This window comes from Haloferax sp. s1, assembly GCF_058382125.1.
Window position 1 is genome coordinate 1 of record NZ_JBZRPK010000678.1, and the last position, 14626, is coordinate 14626.

General features: G+C 61.5%; 14 protein-coding genes. 3 read left to right on the top strand and 11 right to left on the bottom strand.

All coding sequences use genetic code 11. The annotated features are described in order from the left end of the window. Positions 1-168: 168 nt before the first annotated feature. The 3 genes from rdfA to QT222_RS16930 all read right to left on the bottom strand — a co-directional run bounded on the left by rdfA (position 169) and on the right by QT222_RS16930 (position 4165). Positions 169-813 carry a rod-determining factor RdfA gene (gene rdfA, locus QT222_RS16920; protein ID WP_004059643.1) on the bottom strand — a complete coding sequence of 215 codons (645 nt, stop codon included), beginning with the start codon at positions 811-813 and terminating at the stop codon, positions 169-171. 251 nt (positions 814-1064) lie between these two features. Beyond that, complete coding sequence (locus QT222_RS16925) at positions 1065-2066, bottom strand: DUF8471 domain-containing protein (RefSeq protein WP_491477843.1); 1002 nt, start codon at positions 2064-2066, stop codon at positions 1065-1067. Between the two features lie 32 nt (positions 2067-2098). Continuing rightward, on the bottom strand, positions 2099-4165 hold the full coding sequence (locus tag QT222_RS16930; protein WP_491477844.1) for a hypothetical protein: 2067 nt from the start codon (positions 4163-4165) through the stop codon (positions 2099-2101). A 325-nt stretch (positions 4166-4490) separates the two neighbouring features. Here QT222_RS16930 and QT222_RS16935 point away from each other — a divergent pair, with 325 nt between their 5' ends. The 3 genes from QT222_RS16935 to QT222_RS16945 are packed head-to-tail and all read left to right on the top strand — an operon-like array spanning position 4491 to position 7438. Next, on the top strand, positions 4491-5921 hold the full coding sequence (locus tag QT222_RS16935; protein WP_491477845.1) for a DUF58 domain-containing protein: 1431 nt from the start codon (positions 4491-4493) through the stop codon (positions 5919-5921). A 6-nt stretch (positions 5922-5927) separates the two neighbouring features. Then, entirely contained in the window at positions 5928-6431 is a 504-nt protein-coding gene (locus QT222_RS16940; RefSeq protein WP_491477846.1) for a DUF8163 family membrane protein, read from the top strand. Continuing rightward, on the top strand, positions 6428-7438 hold the full coding sequence (locus QT222_RS16945; RefSeq protein ID WP_491477847.1) for a DUF7982 domain-containing protein: 1011 nt from the start codon (positions 6428-6430) through the stop codon (positions 7436-7438). The genes QT222_RS16940 and QT222_RS16945 overlap by 4 nt, the downstream gene beginning before the upstream one ends. Positions 7439-7462: 24 nt before the next feature. On the opposite strand, the gene QT222_RS16950 is transcribed toward QT222_RS16945, so the two are convergent. The 8 genes from QT222_RS16950 to QT222_RS16985 form a co-directional block, all read right to left on the bottom strand. Further along, positions 7463-8449: an AAA family ATPase gene (locus QT222_RS16950; protein ID WP_004059637.1), complete on the bottom strand. Its 987-nt coding sequence runs from the start codon at positions 8447-8449 to the stop codon at positions 7463-7465. 122 nt (positions 8450-8571) lie between these two features. Next, positions 8572-9480, bottom strand: coding sequence for a DUF4350 domain-containing protein (locus QT222_RS16955; protein WP_491477848.1), 909 nt, complete (start codon positions 9478-9480; stop codon positions 8572-8574). Continuing rightward, positions 9481-9756 (bottom strand): DUF8044 family membrane protein, encoded by a 276-nt coding sequence (locus QT222_RS16960; protein WP_004059635.1) that lies wholly within the window; start codon positions 9754-9756, stop codon positions 9481-9483. A 96-nt stretch (positions 9757-9852) separates the two neighbouring features. Next, complete coding sequence (locus QT222_RS16965; RefSeq protein ID WP_004059634.1) at positions 9853-11109, bottom strand: ABC transporter permease; 1257 nt, start codon at positions 11107-11109, stop codon at positions 9853-9855. Next, the gene (locus QT222_RS16970; protein ID WP_491477849.1) at positions 11102-12343 is read right to left on the bottom strand and encodes an ABC transporter permease; all 1242 of its coding nucleotides are present in this window, start codon (positions 12341-12343) and stop codon (positions 11102-11104) included. Before QT222_RS16970 ends, QT222_RS16965 begins: the two co-directional genes overlap by 8 nt. Next, positions 12336-13085 carry an ABC transporter ATP-binding protein gene (locus QT222_RS16975; RefSeq protein WP_004059632.1) on the bottom strand — a complete coding sequence of 250 codons (750 nt, stop codon included), beginning with the start codon at positions 13083-13085 and terminating at the stop codon, positions 12336-12338. Before QT222_RS16975 ends, QT222_RS16970 begins: the two co-directional genes overlap by 8 nt. A 255-nt stretch (positions 13086-13340) precedes the next feature. Then, positions 13341-14423 (bottom strand): cell surface protein, encoded by a 1083-nt coding sequence (locus tag QT222_RS16980; protein WP_179955340.1) that lies wholly within the window; start codon positions 14421-14423, stop codon positions 13341-13343. Positions 14424-14527: 104 nt separating this feature from the next. Continuing rightward, a partial coding sequence (locus tag QT222_RS16985; RefSeq protein ID WP_491477850.1) for a PGF-CTERM sorting domain-containing protein occupies positions 14528-14626 on the bottom strand: 99 nt, incomplete at its 5' end.

The following is a 14626-nucleotide window of genomic DNA, read 5'->3' on the forward strand; positions in this document are numbered from 1 at the left end:
CGCGAAGGAACGACGTTTGGTTAGGCGCGTGCCGACCGGTGAGAACGGTTTCACCGGGTGAGAGGGTAACAGTACGTTCATCGATCCCCCCAATATTTCGAATTCGAACAGTTCCTGCCTCAAATGCCTCTGAGTTATTCATGTGAAGAGCTGTGTTGTCTGGCGTGGCTACTCGTCTACTGCGTGGTCGCAGTTACAGTGCCCGGAGGAGAGCAGCGCCGCCGGTGTCATTCGTGTTTCGCAGTCTGTACAGGTTACGCGGATGTCCACTTCGACCTCGTACGCGCCGATGACGACTTCCTCGGCCTTGACTAGACGGTCGATAACGTCGATTGTAACCGTCCGTAGTCGAGACCGAAGCTTTCGAATCGTGTTCAGTCCGGATTCAGCCGCGGTCTGGTCGTCATCGCTGGATTTGCGTTCGACGTTCCGATGTCGTTTGAGGTAGTTATAGACCGACTGATAGGAGATGATGTCTGCTTCCAACTGGTCGACATCAACGCCCTTCTCCCGAAGCGTGTTCCGTGCTTCGGTGCGACTACCCGCAGTCACATCGTCGCTCGTCAGGAGTCGATAGAAGTTGTCAACTTCGCCGTCGAGGACGTGTGCGCCTGCTTCGTCGAGGGCGGCCTGGATAACCCGTCTGTTTACGTCCCCTTCGAGTTCACGGAGGCTCCGCTGTTCTCGGCCTTCACCGAGCCATGCGTCGACGAGTTCATCGCCGAGACCGGTGATTCCGTATCGGTCTGCGATTCGTTCGATCTTTGGACCCCGTCCACCGCGGCGGGAGACCTTGGTTCCTGTATCTCGCATCCTGACTTTGCCTTCGAATATTCGGTGTGCAGTACCGTAAACATTACTTAACAATTATCACGAGTGATAAAATTAAGAACACTAGTATTTTACACGACTAGTGGGTTACAAATGTCTAGCTATGTCTATAAATATACGACAATCAGAAGACTCTGTCGCGTTAAATAGCGTATCGAACCTCTCTCCGGAGGTCGAAGTCAGACAGATGTCAGTCTCTGGTAATGGGGAGTCACGCCGCCAGCGACTGAACGTTACTCGGAGCGAACCGTGACCCAGAGGTGAACTTCTTGATACGCATTCTCGATAGTCGGCGATTCCGGCGGCGCTTCCTTGTAGAGTAGGTACGTCAGTCGGAGGCGCTCACCGGTCATCGTCGGCTGAATCTGGTGTTCCTGGTGCCACGTCTCGTTGTGTTCGAGTTGCGGTGAGAACGTCTTGAGTCGCTCTTCTTCGAGGACGGTCGTAGAATTGTTCTCCACTTCGACCCGCTGGAGTAACACGACCGTGGTGTAGTTCACCGGCCGGTGTTCCTGATTACCGATACCGAGGACGAGCGAGGTGGGTTCACCCTGAACGAGTGTTTCAGGATAATTGTCTGCCACGAGTTCGTCTCCGTCTTCGGTGAGAAGGTACAGTTCGCTGAAGGACTCGCCGCCGTCGTTGGGCACTGCAACGACATAGCCAACAGACGTCGTTGCGAGGAGCAGACTCACGACGAGGACGACGTTCAATACCGCGTCCGTGCTGGAATCGGGGTCGAAAAGCTCTCCCTTCGCCGCGTCGATCCACGTCTCGTACGGGACGGCGAAACGCTCGTCTTCGGGGAGTGCGTTCCGACGGACCGACGCAAATACGAGAGTGACAACGGTAAACCCGCCCACTGCGGTGAGGATAGGGACGAGTCGAAGCCCCCACGGCGTGAAGTTAAGGACGAGTCCGATGAGGGGGGAGACAGCGATACTCGCCCCGAACGAGAGTGCGACCCGCTCGATACCGTCGATTCCGCTGTAGTCGCCGTCTGGTTCGTTCGATGTTGGACCACACTCGGGGAAGAGTGCGGCGATGAGTGTGTATCCGGGAACGAATAGAACGAACGGGAGGCCGATGATGTCTCGAAGCGGTGTCTGGTTGAGTCCGGGCGTGAGTGCCGCAATGAGCGTCAGTACGACTGTTGCGAGCACTACGGCGAGGTCGGCCGGAAGGGCTCGAATCGGCTCGGGAAAGTAAAGTCTCCAGTCTGAGCGCGCCGCCATCTATCTGGGGATGGGAAGTAGAGACACAAAAATCAGTTGGTCAACGTGTCTGGTTCAGTTGCATCGACGAGCGCATGCGCCGTCTCGACTAACTGTTCGGCATCGTCCTCACTCACCGAAACACCACTGTACACCGCTGTTTCGTAGCCAGCGGTGAGTGATTCGAGCGACTCGGCAGAGCCGACCTCCGCATCGACACACTGCTCGTAGAACTCCCAGTGGGTCGCGGCGGCATCGATATCGGTTGCTGCTGCGAGTGCGTTCCGTGCTCCCGCGTAGGCGACGACGACAGCATCATTCGGTCGGCCCGCAGAGAGCGAGTCCACCGCAGATTCGAGCGCGGTGGCCACCACGTCGGCCGATTCCGGCTCTGTTTCCTCGTCATGAGTCGAGATGACTGGTTCTGCGGTACCCCCGTCAGAGGCGGCCGTTTCGTTACCTCGTCGAAGGAGAACCGCGGCGACGAGTCCGACGATTGCCGTGCCTGAGACGACCCACAGAAGGTCAAATAGGCCGAACGGAAGCCCGCCGCCCGCCGATTCACCACCACCGCTCGGGAGCGGAATGTCCGTCGTCGCTGACGACGAGTCGAGGTTCGTCCCGTCACCGTCGAACGCAACCGTAACTGTCGCGTTCCTCGCGCTCACGTCTGCCGGGAGGTCGATTGTCGTCCGATACGTTCCCGACTCACCGGTTGTGACCGTATCGATGGTCTGACCGTCGATGCTGACGGTAACAGGTTGGTCGCCGACCGCTTCGCCCTCCTGTGTTTCGAGTTGTCCATCGATGACGACGGTCCGGTTCGCCGATGTGCGGGCGCGCACATCAAGCGCCGTCTCCTCGCTCGTGATGGGAACCGACACCGTTCCCGGTTCGAACCGGACGGCGCGGCCATCACGGTCGGGTGCCACCCGAATCGCTGCGGTGCCAACCGAAGCAGTCGCAGGAATCGTTCCGGTAAGCGTCGACCGGCCGCTCGAATCTGTCTCCGCCGTCGACAGCGGGACGCCACCGAGCGATGCGGAAATCGGGTAGTTCGCAATCGGCGTCTCGTTTACCGACACGGTCGCACGAAGGGAGACCGAATCCGCGTATCCGTACGCCGACTTCGCGGGGCCAGACAGTGCCGTCGTCGCGGTCACTTGCGTAACCGACACGGGAATCGTCTGCTCCGATATCTGGTACACCGACGAGTTCGATGGGAGATACGTGACGGTGAGTTCCGAACTGTTCGCTGGGACCCGTATTGGTCGATACGTGAGTTCGAACTGTCCGTCGGCGTCGACTGCCGTTTGTAGCGTCTGTCCGCCGATGGCAAAGCTCGCATTCGTCGCCTCGACTGGCGTTCCGTTGTCGGTTGCGAGTGAACCGGACAGCACTAACGGGTCAGTAAAGGAGATATTTTGCTCGTACGACTCGACAGTAAGGTTCGTCGCAATGAACTCGCGGCCGATAATCTCGTTTCGCTGCTCGGTGATGTTGGACTGAATCGACGCGAGTTGGGTGCTCGTCTCTGTGAGGTCGCTGTCGGTCTCGTTCGAGATACTGCCGAACGCCTCGATCAGCTGCCCCGATTGCGTTTCGCCGTCGTCGGCGAGGTGTGACAGTCGCCGAGCGAGTTCGCGAGCGCGCTCCGTCTCGCCAGCCTGTTTCGCCGCTTCGTACTTCCGGCGCGTCTCGTGGAACTCGCGGACGGTGTCGATGTACTCGCGCTGTGTCTCCTGGACGGTTTCGTACTCCTCGCGGGAACCGTCCCCATCAGTCTCGCCTTCGACATCGACGTATTTGCTAAGCGAATCGTCGTAGTCGTCGCCGAGCGCCGATTTGGCGGCTTCGTACTCGCCTTGACTGAGTCGAAGCGTACTCGACCCAATCTGTGTGTTCAGCTCGCCGGAGAGATAGGAGATGAGGCGATTGAGGTCGTCCTCGTCGTCGACCTCGTCGGGGTTCTCGTGAATTACGCCGCTGGTGTTGTTCGTCCCCTCCGCAGTCTGTTGCGGCAGCGACTGGTGCTCGCCGAGCGCGGGGGGTACTGGCGCTTTCTCGTCGGCAATCGCCGAAACGGCAGCAACGGGTGCTGTCGTGACGGCACTCACCACGATCAGTAGCGTCCAGAGTAGACAAACCGAACGACTCCAGTCTCTACGCACTACTCGTAGCCAAACGTGCGACCGTAATGGGTTTTCGCATTTGAACCGGTACGGGGTGTGAGAAATCTGAGGAGTGTTGGGGATAAATCGACGTACAGTCGCTCGCAGCGGGTTTTTTCGCGTTTAGCAACTGTATAAGGTCATGAGAGTCGTGGTCGTCAGACAATATGATAGTTGGAATGAATCGACACGGCAATAGACAACAACCATCGTAGCCCGGTTACACGTCGGAGAACACAAACATTCAACTTCGGTGCAACGAATCGACACCACGATGCTTCCGACCCGTCGGTGGGCCGTGCTCGCTGGAACTGCGTGCTTCTTCGCCGTCTTTGCAGTCCTCCTCGGCGAGTCGACGCCGCTTTTCGCCGCGGGCGGTCTTGCCGCGTGGCTCGTAGTTGCGCAGTTCGGCGCGCTGCGGACGATGACTAAGGTCGACCAGTCTCTTTCGGCGACCGTTTCGGTCGACCGTGCGACCGCGTTCGTCGGCGACCGCGCCGCAGTTACGATGACCGCATCGATGCCCGACGCGCTCGATTCACCCGTCGAAGTCGAACTCGTCGCACCACCGAGTGTGGACGCACCGGAGCGGAGTCGCCGGACAGTCACCATCGAACCCGGCGCGACCGCCGGTTCGACCACGTGCAGCGTCGAGTTCCCGATTGCCGGGCGAATCGCGTTCGATACTGTCCGTGTCACAATCGAAGACCGAGCAGGATACTTCACCGAGACGGTGACGCTGGATGTCGATGCCCGCTGTCTCGTCGAACCACCGGCCCCCGATGGCGTCCACATCGGGCAGGGCGGCGAGTTAGTCGGTGCGACGTTCGGAGACCATTCGAGCGACCAGACTGGACCGGGGTTGGTTCCCCACGAGACGCGGCAGTACCTCCCGGGCGATACGCTCTCGCAGATTGATTGGCGGACGACAGCCCGGATGAACCAACCGTACATCCGCGAGTTCGAGTCTGCGTCCGACTATCTGCTCTCGCTCGTCGTCGACATGGGGTCGCACATGAACAGCGGGCCGACGGGTCGAACGATGTTCTCGTACGCGCGCGAAGTCGCACTCGGCTGTATCCACGCGGCGGAATTGCACGGTGACCCGGTTTCGGCACAGTTCGTCGACGACAGCGCGACGACGTGGGAGTTCGGCCCGTCGTCGTCATCGAACGCATACCAGACGATTCGGCGGGAGTTGCTGGAGGTCACACCGACAGACGGCGACCGCCGAACGGTCGAGTCGTCGCGACCGGTTGCGCCGGCAGACGCCCGCAAGCGAAGCCAGTCGCTCGTCGGCGACGAGTCGGCGTTTGCGACGACACTTCGGCCGTTCCTTTCCGACGGGACTAGCTACGTCTCGCGGGTTAGCGACCGGCCGCTTTTCGATGCAGTCAAAGCCTCGTGTTTGCGCTCGGACCGCGAGGACCACCTCGTTCTCGTTACCGACGACTCGGCGAAAGTCGAGACCTACGAGTCCGTCGTCGTCGCATCGAAACGAAGCAGTCAGACGACGGTCTTTCTCACGCCGAACGTGTTGTTCGGCGACGTACCGACGGCTTCCGGCGATGGATTCGACGGATTTGTCGACTTCGAGCAGTTCCGAAAGCGCCTCGACCGCTTGCCGAACGTCACCGCCTACGAAGTCGCACCGCGGACTGCAGTTGAACTGGCGACGGCCGAGACGGCCGCGACGGTGGAGTGATACTCGATGGAAACAACGCTGAAACAGCGCATCCCGACGATTCGAACTGTGTTGGAGTCAAACGAGCTTACCCCCGCAGACGCGGTCGGCGTGTTCCTACTCACCGGCGCGTTAACGCTCACGGGCGGTGTGTGGGGCGTCGTTGCTGGGCTCTCCGTCCTCGGTGGTGCACTCGCTACCGCCGGTCCAGCCGCGTTTATCATTGCGCAACTCTGGGTAATCTCGTTGCTGTCGGCAGAGACCATGTGGTTAGTGACTGCCACACAGGTTGCGACATTCCCACTTCTCGTGAGTGCGGCGTGTTCGTGGCCGCCGGATCGACCCCGACTCATCCGGTTGACGGCGGCGTTCTTCGTCGCGCTCGGGACGGTCTGGGCGCTCTGGGCGAGTCTCAAGTGGGCGTGGCAGTCCGCACTGGTGTTCGTCGTACTCGCGGCGACCATCTCGTACGCGCTGCACCGGTACGAGCGCGTCACACTCGGGTTCGTCTCCGCGGAGGCTGACCGATGAGTGTAGACAAGCGGAATAACCGCAAACTGGCGAACGGGCAGTCACACGGTCCCGTCTCGTCCCCGACGCAGGGCAGTTCCGACACCGAAAACACGTCCGAACTCGCTGCACTCCGCCGCGAGAACGCCCGGCTCAGACAGCGGTACGACAGCCTCAGACAGAGCCAGTACCGACAGGCAACCGCCGTGCTGGCCGCGCTCGGTGTCGCCGGGGTACTGGGTGCTGCGCTCTTCCCACCTGTCCGAGAGGTGCTCGTCGTTCTCGGCGCAATCGGGCTGTTCGCCGCGGCCGTGACGCGATATCTCAGCCCCGAGCAGTTCATCCCCGTTGGCATCGGGTCATCGGTGTTCCAAGCACACGCGGCAAACCACGGGGCCATCGTCAACGAACTCGGGCTTCAGGACACGACTGTATACGTCCCCGACGCTGAGAGGGAAACAGTTCGCCTATTCGTTCCCGAGCACCGGTCGTACACGCTCCCGGACCCGGACGCGCTTCGCGACACGTTCGTCGTCACCGACGACGAGACACAGCGCGGCGTCACGTTCACCCCGAGCGGCGTCGGTCTGTTCGACGAATTCGAGCGGAGCAGCGACGGTCCGCTCGGTGACGACCCGACGACGCTCGCCCGTCAGACCACCGACGCGCTCGTCGAACTGTTCGAACTCGTGGAGACGACGACAACGGAGACAGACGCCGCAGATGGCCGACTCACCGTCCGCGTCGAAGGCTGTCGATTCGCGTCGGCGGAGACGTTCGACACGCCTGTTGCATCGTTCCTCGGCGTCACCGTCGCTCGCGGACTCGACACGCCAGTCACCACCGAGGTGACACCCGGTGACGAGACGAGTTTCGCCGTTACCTGCCGCTGGGAAGCGGGTGACGATATTCCTGAAACGGGTGACGATATTCCTGAAACGGGTGGCGATATTTCTAAATCGGGTGACGGTACCTCTGAGCCGGCTGCAGGAGTCGACGGAATCGAAGATACCGAAAAAGCGAACTGAATCGAATCGAGACCCGGACCGCGCTTAGTCGTCGCTCGCAACCGACGGCGGCTTCGAATCGCCTAACTCGACTTCCGGTGTCGGAACGGTGTCGACGACTTCATCGACGATTTCTCTCGGGTTGCGTCCACTGATATCCGCTTCCGTCCCGAGGACGAGACGATGCGAGAGGATGAGCGGCGCGAGTCGCTTGACATCGTCGGGGATGACGTAGTCGCGGCCGCGAATCGCTGCGGCAGCCTTCCCGGCTCGCAGGAACGCGAGCGAGGCACGGGGAGATGCGCCGAAGTCGACCGCGGAGTGGGTTCGCGTCGCAGAGACGAGGTCGAGGATGTAGTCGAACACTTTGTCGGCGACGTGGACGTTCGTGACGACCTTCCGCGCTGCGCCGATATCGGCGTCGCTGATGACGTTCGAAATGTCCGACGGCTTGAGCGACGGTGAGTTGTCGAACCGTTCCAGAACCTCGCGTTCGTCCGCACGCTCGGGAAGGTCGACGACGACCTTGAACTGGAAGCGGTCGCGCTGGGCCTCGGGGAGGTTGAACGTCCCTTCGTACTCGATTGGGTTCTGGGTTGCGATGACCATGAACGGATAGGGGAGTTTGAGCGTCTCGCCCTCGATTGTCACCTGCCCCTCTTCCATCGCTTCCAGCAGCGCGGACTGCGTCTTCGGCGTCGCCCGATTAATCTCGTCGGCGAGGACGACGTTGGAGAAGACGGGACCCCGCTGCAGGTCGAATTCACCGAGATTCTCGCGGTAGATGTGCGTGCCGGTGATGTCCGCCGGAAGCACGTCGGGTGTCATCTGAATCCGCTGGTAGTCGAGGTTCGCGGCGTGCGCAAAGAGGTTCGCAATCGTCGTCTTGGCGACGCCCGGGACCCCTTCGAGGAGTACGTGTCCGTTGGTTAGTAACGCGATTGTAAGCGCCTCAATCGCGTCTTCGTTCCCGACGAGGAGCTGTGATGTCTCGTCGAGGATGGCTGAGTAGACCTCTTCGGGAGCACTCATTCTTACTGCTACTCCGGACGGCGACCACAAATAAGTGCGGACTTTCGACAGAGTTGAGACAAAAAATCAAGTCGTGGACGAGAGGAAACGAGTATTGTCGAACAGCACGACCGCAACAGTCGTTACAACTCGAATCGGCCGCGCCGGGAGATGAGGGCCAGTGCGCCGACGACGACGCCGCCGAAGAGTAACTGGAGGCTAGCTGAGTCGCGAAGGGTGCGGAGTGCAATCTGAAGCGGCGGTCGTTCCTTGGTGTGTGAGAAGTCCAGGAGGACGGTCTCGTGTGACCCTACAAGTGACGCTGTGAAGGCGCGGTTGTCCGGTTGTTCGAGCATCGAGTTGATGAAGATACTCGGGTCGCTGACGACGACAACCTCGCCAGCGCCGAGTCGCTCAGTAGTCACGACGGGATACGACTGGAGCGACTCGGACTCGTCGAGTTCCTCGTCGCCGTCGGTGTCGCGGTACGAGAAGTTCGACGAACGGACGAGCACGGTGCTTTCGTTCGCTGCCACCGTCGCCGGGTGGTTTAGCGTGAGTTGGTCTACGTTACTGGTGAGTGAGTCCGACGTCGTCTGCGTCGCTATCGGGAGCGCGCCCGACTTGAATTGGTGGCGGTCGTCGCGAAGCGGCGTCCGGTTGATGCGCGCGCTTGCGCCGAGTCGGGTCAAGAGGGCATTCCCGTGCGGTCTGAAGTCGTCGGCGACGACGAGTGTCCCTCCGTCGCGGACGAACGACTCGATGCGGGCCGACTCGGCGTCGGTGTACCCTGTCTCAGGAGAGATGACGAATGCGACCGACTGGGACGCCTCAGCCTCGCCGTAGTCGGTGGTGTTGTAGGCAATGGTCGTCTCGGCGGGCGAGTCCGCCGCAACGTCACGAACGCCGGAGCCACCGTCCCACGCGGGGTTGAACGCGCCGTAGGTGGACGAAGACGTGCTCGCACCGATGCCGACGCCGATGAGCATCGTGAGGAGCAAGCCCGCTGCGAGGAGGTGCGGATAGCCAACCTCGCGAGACCCGATACGCACTCAGACCACCCCCGACGGAAGGATGTCGAGAATCCGTCGTATGACGATGTATCCGAAGACCACGAGTCCGCCGCCGATGAGCCACAGGAGTCTGCGCCGCCACGTCGGCGTCACTGCGATGGGCGCGGTGAGTTCGACGATGACGAGAAAGCCGATGAGCGACACGACGAACACCAATTCGTAGGACAGCGAGTCGAGGAGAACGAGGATGAGCGTCGCTCCGAGCATCCACGCGAGTTGTGCACGGATGAATCGCTCACGTCGTGCCGTTGCCATATGCAGTGGTGGTCAGTCCGGGGTAACTAAACTATCGCTTGTGGGTGCGGGTGCGTAAAGCGGTGTAAATCGTCGCCGCCGCGGACAGCCGACGCCTTACAGGTGCTCAAGCGGTCGAATACCGGCAATTTGTCGGCTGACGACGAGTGACGAGATGAGGCTCATCAGGAACGCGATGGCAAAGCCGCCGATGAGGACGGACTGCGGGAGGACGACGATATCACCGAACCCGACGACGAGTTTCGCCAGTCGGTTCAGACCGCGCGCGGCCGGGAAACTGAGTACGACGCCGAGGATACCGCCGACAGTCCCGAGGACGAGCGCCTGCACGACGAGCGTTAACGAGAGCGTCGACGAGGACGTACCGAGTGCCTTGAGCGCGGCGAACTCCCGCTGTTGGTGGTACACGTGCGAGAGCAGGATATTCACGGTGAGCGCAAGCCCCGCGAGCAGCGCGAGGAAGACAAGACTTCCGCCGGCGGCCATGAGGACCGCCTGGTCGCGGAGAATCTCTTTCAGTTGCTCCTTGTTCGTCCGAATATCGTAGGCCGGATACTCCGCTTCGAGGTCGTCCGCAACCGCTTCGGGGTCGGCGTCGTCGGCGACGGTGAGCGTCATAATCGTCGCTTTGTCAGTGCCGGTCGTTCCCGTCACTTCTTGTAGTTCGCTCAACTGGACGACGACGCTCGGCGAGCCGAGGAACCGCGAGAACGTCGGCGAGATGCCGACGACGGTAAACTCGTTTTTCCGAGCAATACCCGTTGTCCCGCCGATGTACAGCGAGTCGCCGATTGAGACGTTCATCATGTCTGCGGTTCGCTGGTCGATGATGACCTCGTGAGTCATCGGCCCGGAATAGTTGCCGTCGGCGTAGTGTACGTCTCTAGAACTGAATCCGGAGCCGTTCGTAATCTGAACCGACCCGCCGTGGGCGGGCGACCCAACACCGATGAGCGTCTGATAGTCCGTGTCGTTCGATTTGACGTACACTGTCTGGAACGCCATCGGAACCGCCACCTGAACGTCTTCGTGGGCCTCTAACTCGGCGTCTAACTCGTGTGCGCCGACAATAGTGTTCTCGAAGCCGCCGACGCCGGCTGGCGAGAACCGAACCGGGCCGCCGGTAACCCACACGTCGCGGCCAGCCGCGTCAAACTTCTGTTGACCCGTCTGGATAACACCGATACCTGTTCCGGCGAGAAGCGTCGCCGCGAGCACGGCCAGCGTGATGCCGAGGACGGTCAGAACCGTCCGCCCGCGGGCGTGCGAGAGTTGCGAGAACGCGATGCCCGCCGCGGCGCGAGCGCGAGCGAGTCGCGGGAATCGCGCAGTAGTCGGGTCGGAATCAGTCATGCGACATCGCCTCCAGTGTCGGGGTTCGCCAGGTGAGCCACGCGGGATACACGGACGAGATAAGCCCGATAGCCGCCGCGACGGCGACGCTGTACCCGATGAGAATCGGGTCGAACAGCGCGACCTGTACACCAAGTATCTCCTGTGTAATCGCGTTCGTCAGATGGATGCCGCCGATACCCATGACGACGCCGATGACGCCGCCGATAGTAGCGACGATGACCGTCTCCGCGACGACGAGGAGCGTTTGTGAGCCGGTTCGATAGCCCATCGCCGAGAGAACGGCGAGATTGCGCCGGTCAGCGTTGACTTCGAGCCCCATCATGGTCGCCACGAAGAGGACGCCGACGAGGATGGCGACGGTAAGTGAGACGGCGGCCATCGCGAGCGGGAGACTCGACGTAGACGCGCCGCGAACCGCTAGCCCGGTCTGCGTGACGACCGAAGTTCGCGGATACACCGCTTCGATGTCCGACTTCACGCCCGCGGCGTTCGTGCTTACGAGGAGTTGGTCCGCGAGGTCGCCAGAAGTCGACCCAGTCATCGTCTGGAGTTCCGAGTGGTGGACGAGTGCAACCGGAACGGGACCGACGCCGCTCGAAACGTCGGCCTGCCGAACGTCGGTGACCGTGAACGTCGCACGCGAATTGCCGACCGTTGCGGTCACTTCGTCGCTAGCCGAGAGACCCAACAGCTCTGCACCGGCCTCGTTGAGCACGAGTTCGCCGGTTCGCGGCCCTTCGTAGGTGCCGTTTGCATAGTGGGGATCTCCCGGTTCGAGCGCGTCCGTCGGGACGCCGACGACTTTCGTCGGCTTTTCGGGTGGGATAATGCCTGCAACCAGGACGTACTCCTCTGTGGACCCGTTTCCATCGCCGGGAGACAACCGGACGAGTTGCGTCTGGACCGGCGTCGCGTAGTCGATGCGCTCGTCCGTGTCGAGTCGCTCGGTAATCGCGTGTGTGTTACCGAGTTGCGGACTGCCGACGTCGACCGCGACCGAAGAGGCCGTACTCGCCTCGGGGACGACCCAGTAGTCGACATCCTCGCTTTGAATCGCGTTCTCCGCACCCATCCCGAGCGCGATGCCGCTGACGGTCGTCATGAGCGTCACCGCGAGCGCGACGCCGAGGACGCTCAACAGGACCTGCTTGGACGAGGTCGTCCGCAGGCGACCGAGAATACGCCGGACAGCAAGTCCGAGGATGCCGAGCAGTCGATGCCGCCTACTCATCGCTCACCACAACACCGTCACGGAGGCGAACGACGCGGTCGGCCCGGTCGATGACGTGGTCGTCGTGCGTTGCGACGACGACCGCACGGTCAGAGGCCGTCTGTTCGATGTAGTCGAGAACGCGTTGGCCCGTTTCCGTGTCGAGTTCGCCCGTCGGTTCGTCGGCGATGAGAACCGCGGGGTCAGAAACGAGCGCCCGTGCAATCGCGACGCGCTGTTGCTCGCCGCCGGAGAGTTCGCCCGGTTTGTGCCCGGCGCGGTCGGCGAGTCCGACCTGTTCGAGCAGTTCGTCGGCGCGCTTGCGACGCCCTCGTTTGGAGACGCCGCGTTCGATAAGCGGGAGTGCGACGTTGCCGCGAGCCGAAAGCGAGGGCAACAGGTGGAAATGCTGGAAGACGATGCCGATGGTATCGCGTCTGAGCTTCGTCCGACCGCGAGCGGACAGGGAACGAACGTCGGTTTCGGCGACGGTCACGTCACCCTGCGTCGGCGTGTCGAGGGCGGCGAGGAGGTGCAACAACGTCGACTTGCCGCTGCCGCTCGGCCCGGCGATGGCGACGAACTCACCGGTCGAAATCGACAGGGAGACGCCATCGAGGGCACGAACCGTCGGCGCGTCCGACCCACGGGAAAAAAGCGAGTCGGGACCGCGTGAGTACTCCCGAACGACACGCTCACAATGGAGAGCAGTCGCTGCGTCGTCTACTGAACGGGGGCGATGTTCGGAGACCGAATCAGCCATTACCCCACGTGATGCGCGACGGAGCATATAGCTGGCGTGTCAATGTGAGAATGGGTCTCGACTGCATAGCCACGGCGAAGCGCTCGATTACCATCGTCTAGTCAGACGCTCCGGTCACTCCAGTCAGCCCAATCTCTCCAGTCAGCCCAATCTCTCCAGTCAGCCCAATCTCTCCAGTCAGCCCAGTCGCTCCGGTCAGCCCAATCGCTACCAATGAAAGCTACATAAAAGAGCCAACCGAGATGGTGGCGTCAGTCAGTTACGGACGAGTCGTCGGCCGACAGCGAAGACGACGAGCACACCGAACAGCGCTTGGGGTGCCGTGTTCGGGACGTCCGACGAAGTCGTCGGTTGCTCGGTCGTCGTTGCCGACTCGTTTGGCGTCACGACGTTGTCCGTCGTCGTTGTTGCCGTAGTCGTGGGCTCCGAGTGGTCCGTCCCTTCGGTGGTCGTCGTGGTCGTCGGGTTGTTTGTCGTGGTCGTCGGCGTCGTCGAGTTGTTCGACGTGGTCGTCGTGGTCTTGTTCGTGGAATCGGAGTCGCCATCCGACGAATCGCCGTCGGACGGGTCGCCACCGGACCCGCCACCGCCGGGCGTCGAGGTTTCGGATTCCTTCTGGTCGACGACTTCGACCGTCGAAGCGTCGCTCACGCCGACGAGTTCGTTCTCGCCCATCGCCTTGTCGTCGGTGCGGACGACTGCGTACAGCGAGTAGTCGCCGGTTGCGAAGTCGTCGGTCGAGACCGACGCCGAGTAGTTCGAATCGTTGACTTTCGAAGCGTCGACTCGGGTGTTCTTGGAGTCGTTCGCGAGGACGACTTGGACGGTTTCGACGGGTTCGCCCGACTCGACTTGGTCGAGTTCGACCGTCACGTCGAGGTCGTTGCCATTTTCGACGGCGTCGTCGGCGTTGACCGTGAGGCGGTACGCGCGAATCACGAGCGGTTCAACGTCGTGCACCTCCTCGGTCGATTGGTTGGTGGCCGAGACGGAGTAAGTGCCCGGTTCGAGTCCGTCGGTATCGAATGACTTTGAGTCGTCGCCGGTGCGAGAAATCGACCGGCGGATATTCTCGTCGGCGTCGTGAATCATAATCGAGTATTCGGCACCGCTCGGTGCGTCAACCGAGACTCCGACGCTATCGCCAGCGTCGGCACGGCCGACCTCAGTGACGAGGAAGTCGCCGCGTTCTGTCGAAACAGTTCTGTCGACGGTGTCGATGGAACCGTCGATGTCGATATCGTAGTTGCCACTCGCCCCAAGAGTTGGGGGTGCGACCGCTGCGAGGAGTACCGCAGCAACCACAAGGGCAAAAATCAAGAAACGGGGTCGAGGCATCGTTGTCCGATTTGGACACCGGTAATAAAAATCTGTAGGCAGTTGCGTCGCTCTCGGACCGCAAAAGATGAAAAAGGAATGAAACGAACCGCGTCGAGCGGTTACTAGTCGCGGCGCACCGCGATGAGTGCGACCGCGAGCAGCGCAATCACGGCGAGCACGGCACCGAAGCCGGGGACGCCAGTACCCGTCGTGGCCGGTTC

What these genes read in the sequence shown, in the direction of transcription:
- rdfA (WP_004059643.1), bottom strand. Translation starts at nt 813, where the DNA reads ATGCGAGATACAGGAACCAAGGTCTCCCGCCGCGGTGGACGGGGTCCA.
- QT222_RS16925 (WP_491477843.1), bottom strand. Translation starts at nt 2,066, where the DNA reads ATGGCGGCGCGCTCAGACTGGAGACTTTACTTTCCCGAGCCGATTCGA.
- QT222_RS16935 (WP_491477845.1), top strand. Translation starts at nt 4,491, where the DNA reads ATGCTTCCGACCCGTCGGTGGGCCGTGCTCGCTGGAACTGCGTGCTTC.
- QT222_RS16940 (WP_491477846.1), top strand. Translation starts at nt 5,928, where the DNA reads ATGGAAACAACGCTGAAACAGCGCATCCCGACGATTCGAACTGTGTTG.
- QT222_RS16945 (WP_491477847.1), top strand. Translation starts at nt 6,428, where the DNA reads ATGAGTGTAGACAAGCGGAATAACCGCAAACTGGCGAACGGGCAGTCA.
- QT222_RS16950 (WP_004059637.1), bottom strand. Translation starts at nt 8,449, where the DNA reads ATGAGTGCTCCCGAAGAGGTCTACTCAGCCATCCTCGACGAGACATCA.
- QT222_RS16960 (WP_004059635.1), bottom strand. Translation starts at nt 9,756, where the DNA reads ATGGCAACGGCACGACGTGAGCGATTCATCCGTGCACAACTCGCGTGG.
- QT222_RS16965 (WP_004059634.1), bottom strand. Translation starts at nt 11,109, where the DNA reads ATGACTGATTCCGACCCGACTACTGCGCGATTCCCGCGACTCGCTCGC.
- QT222_RS16970 (WP_491477849.1), bottom strand. Translation starts at nt 12,343, where the DNA reads ATGAGTAGGCGGCATCGACTGCTCGGCATCCTCGGACTTGCTGTCCGG.
- QT222_RS16975 (WP_004059632.1), bottom strand. Translation starts at nt 13,085, where the DNA reads ATGGCTGATTCGGTCTCCGAACATCGCCCCCGTTCAGTAGACGACGCA.
- QT222_RS16980 (WP_179955340.1), bottom strand. Translation starts at nt 14,423, where the DNA reads ATGCCTCGACCCCGTTTCTTGATTTTTGCCCTTGTGGTTGCTGCGGTA.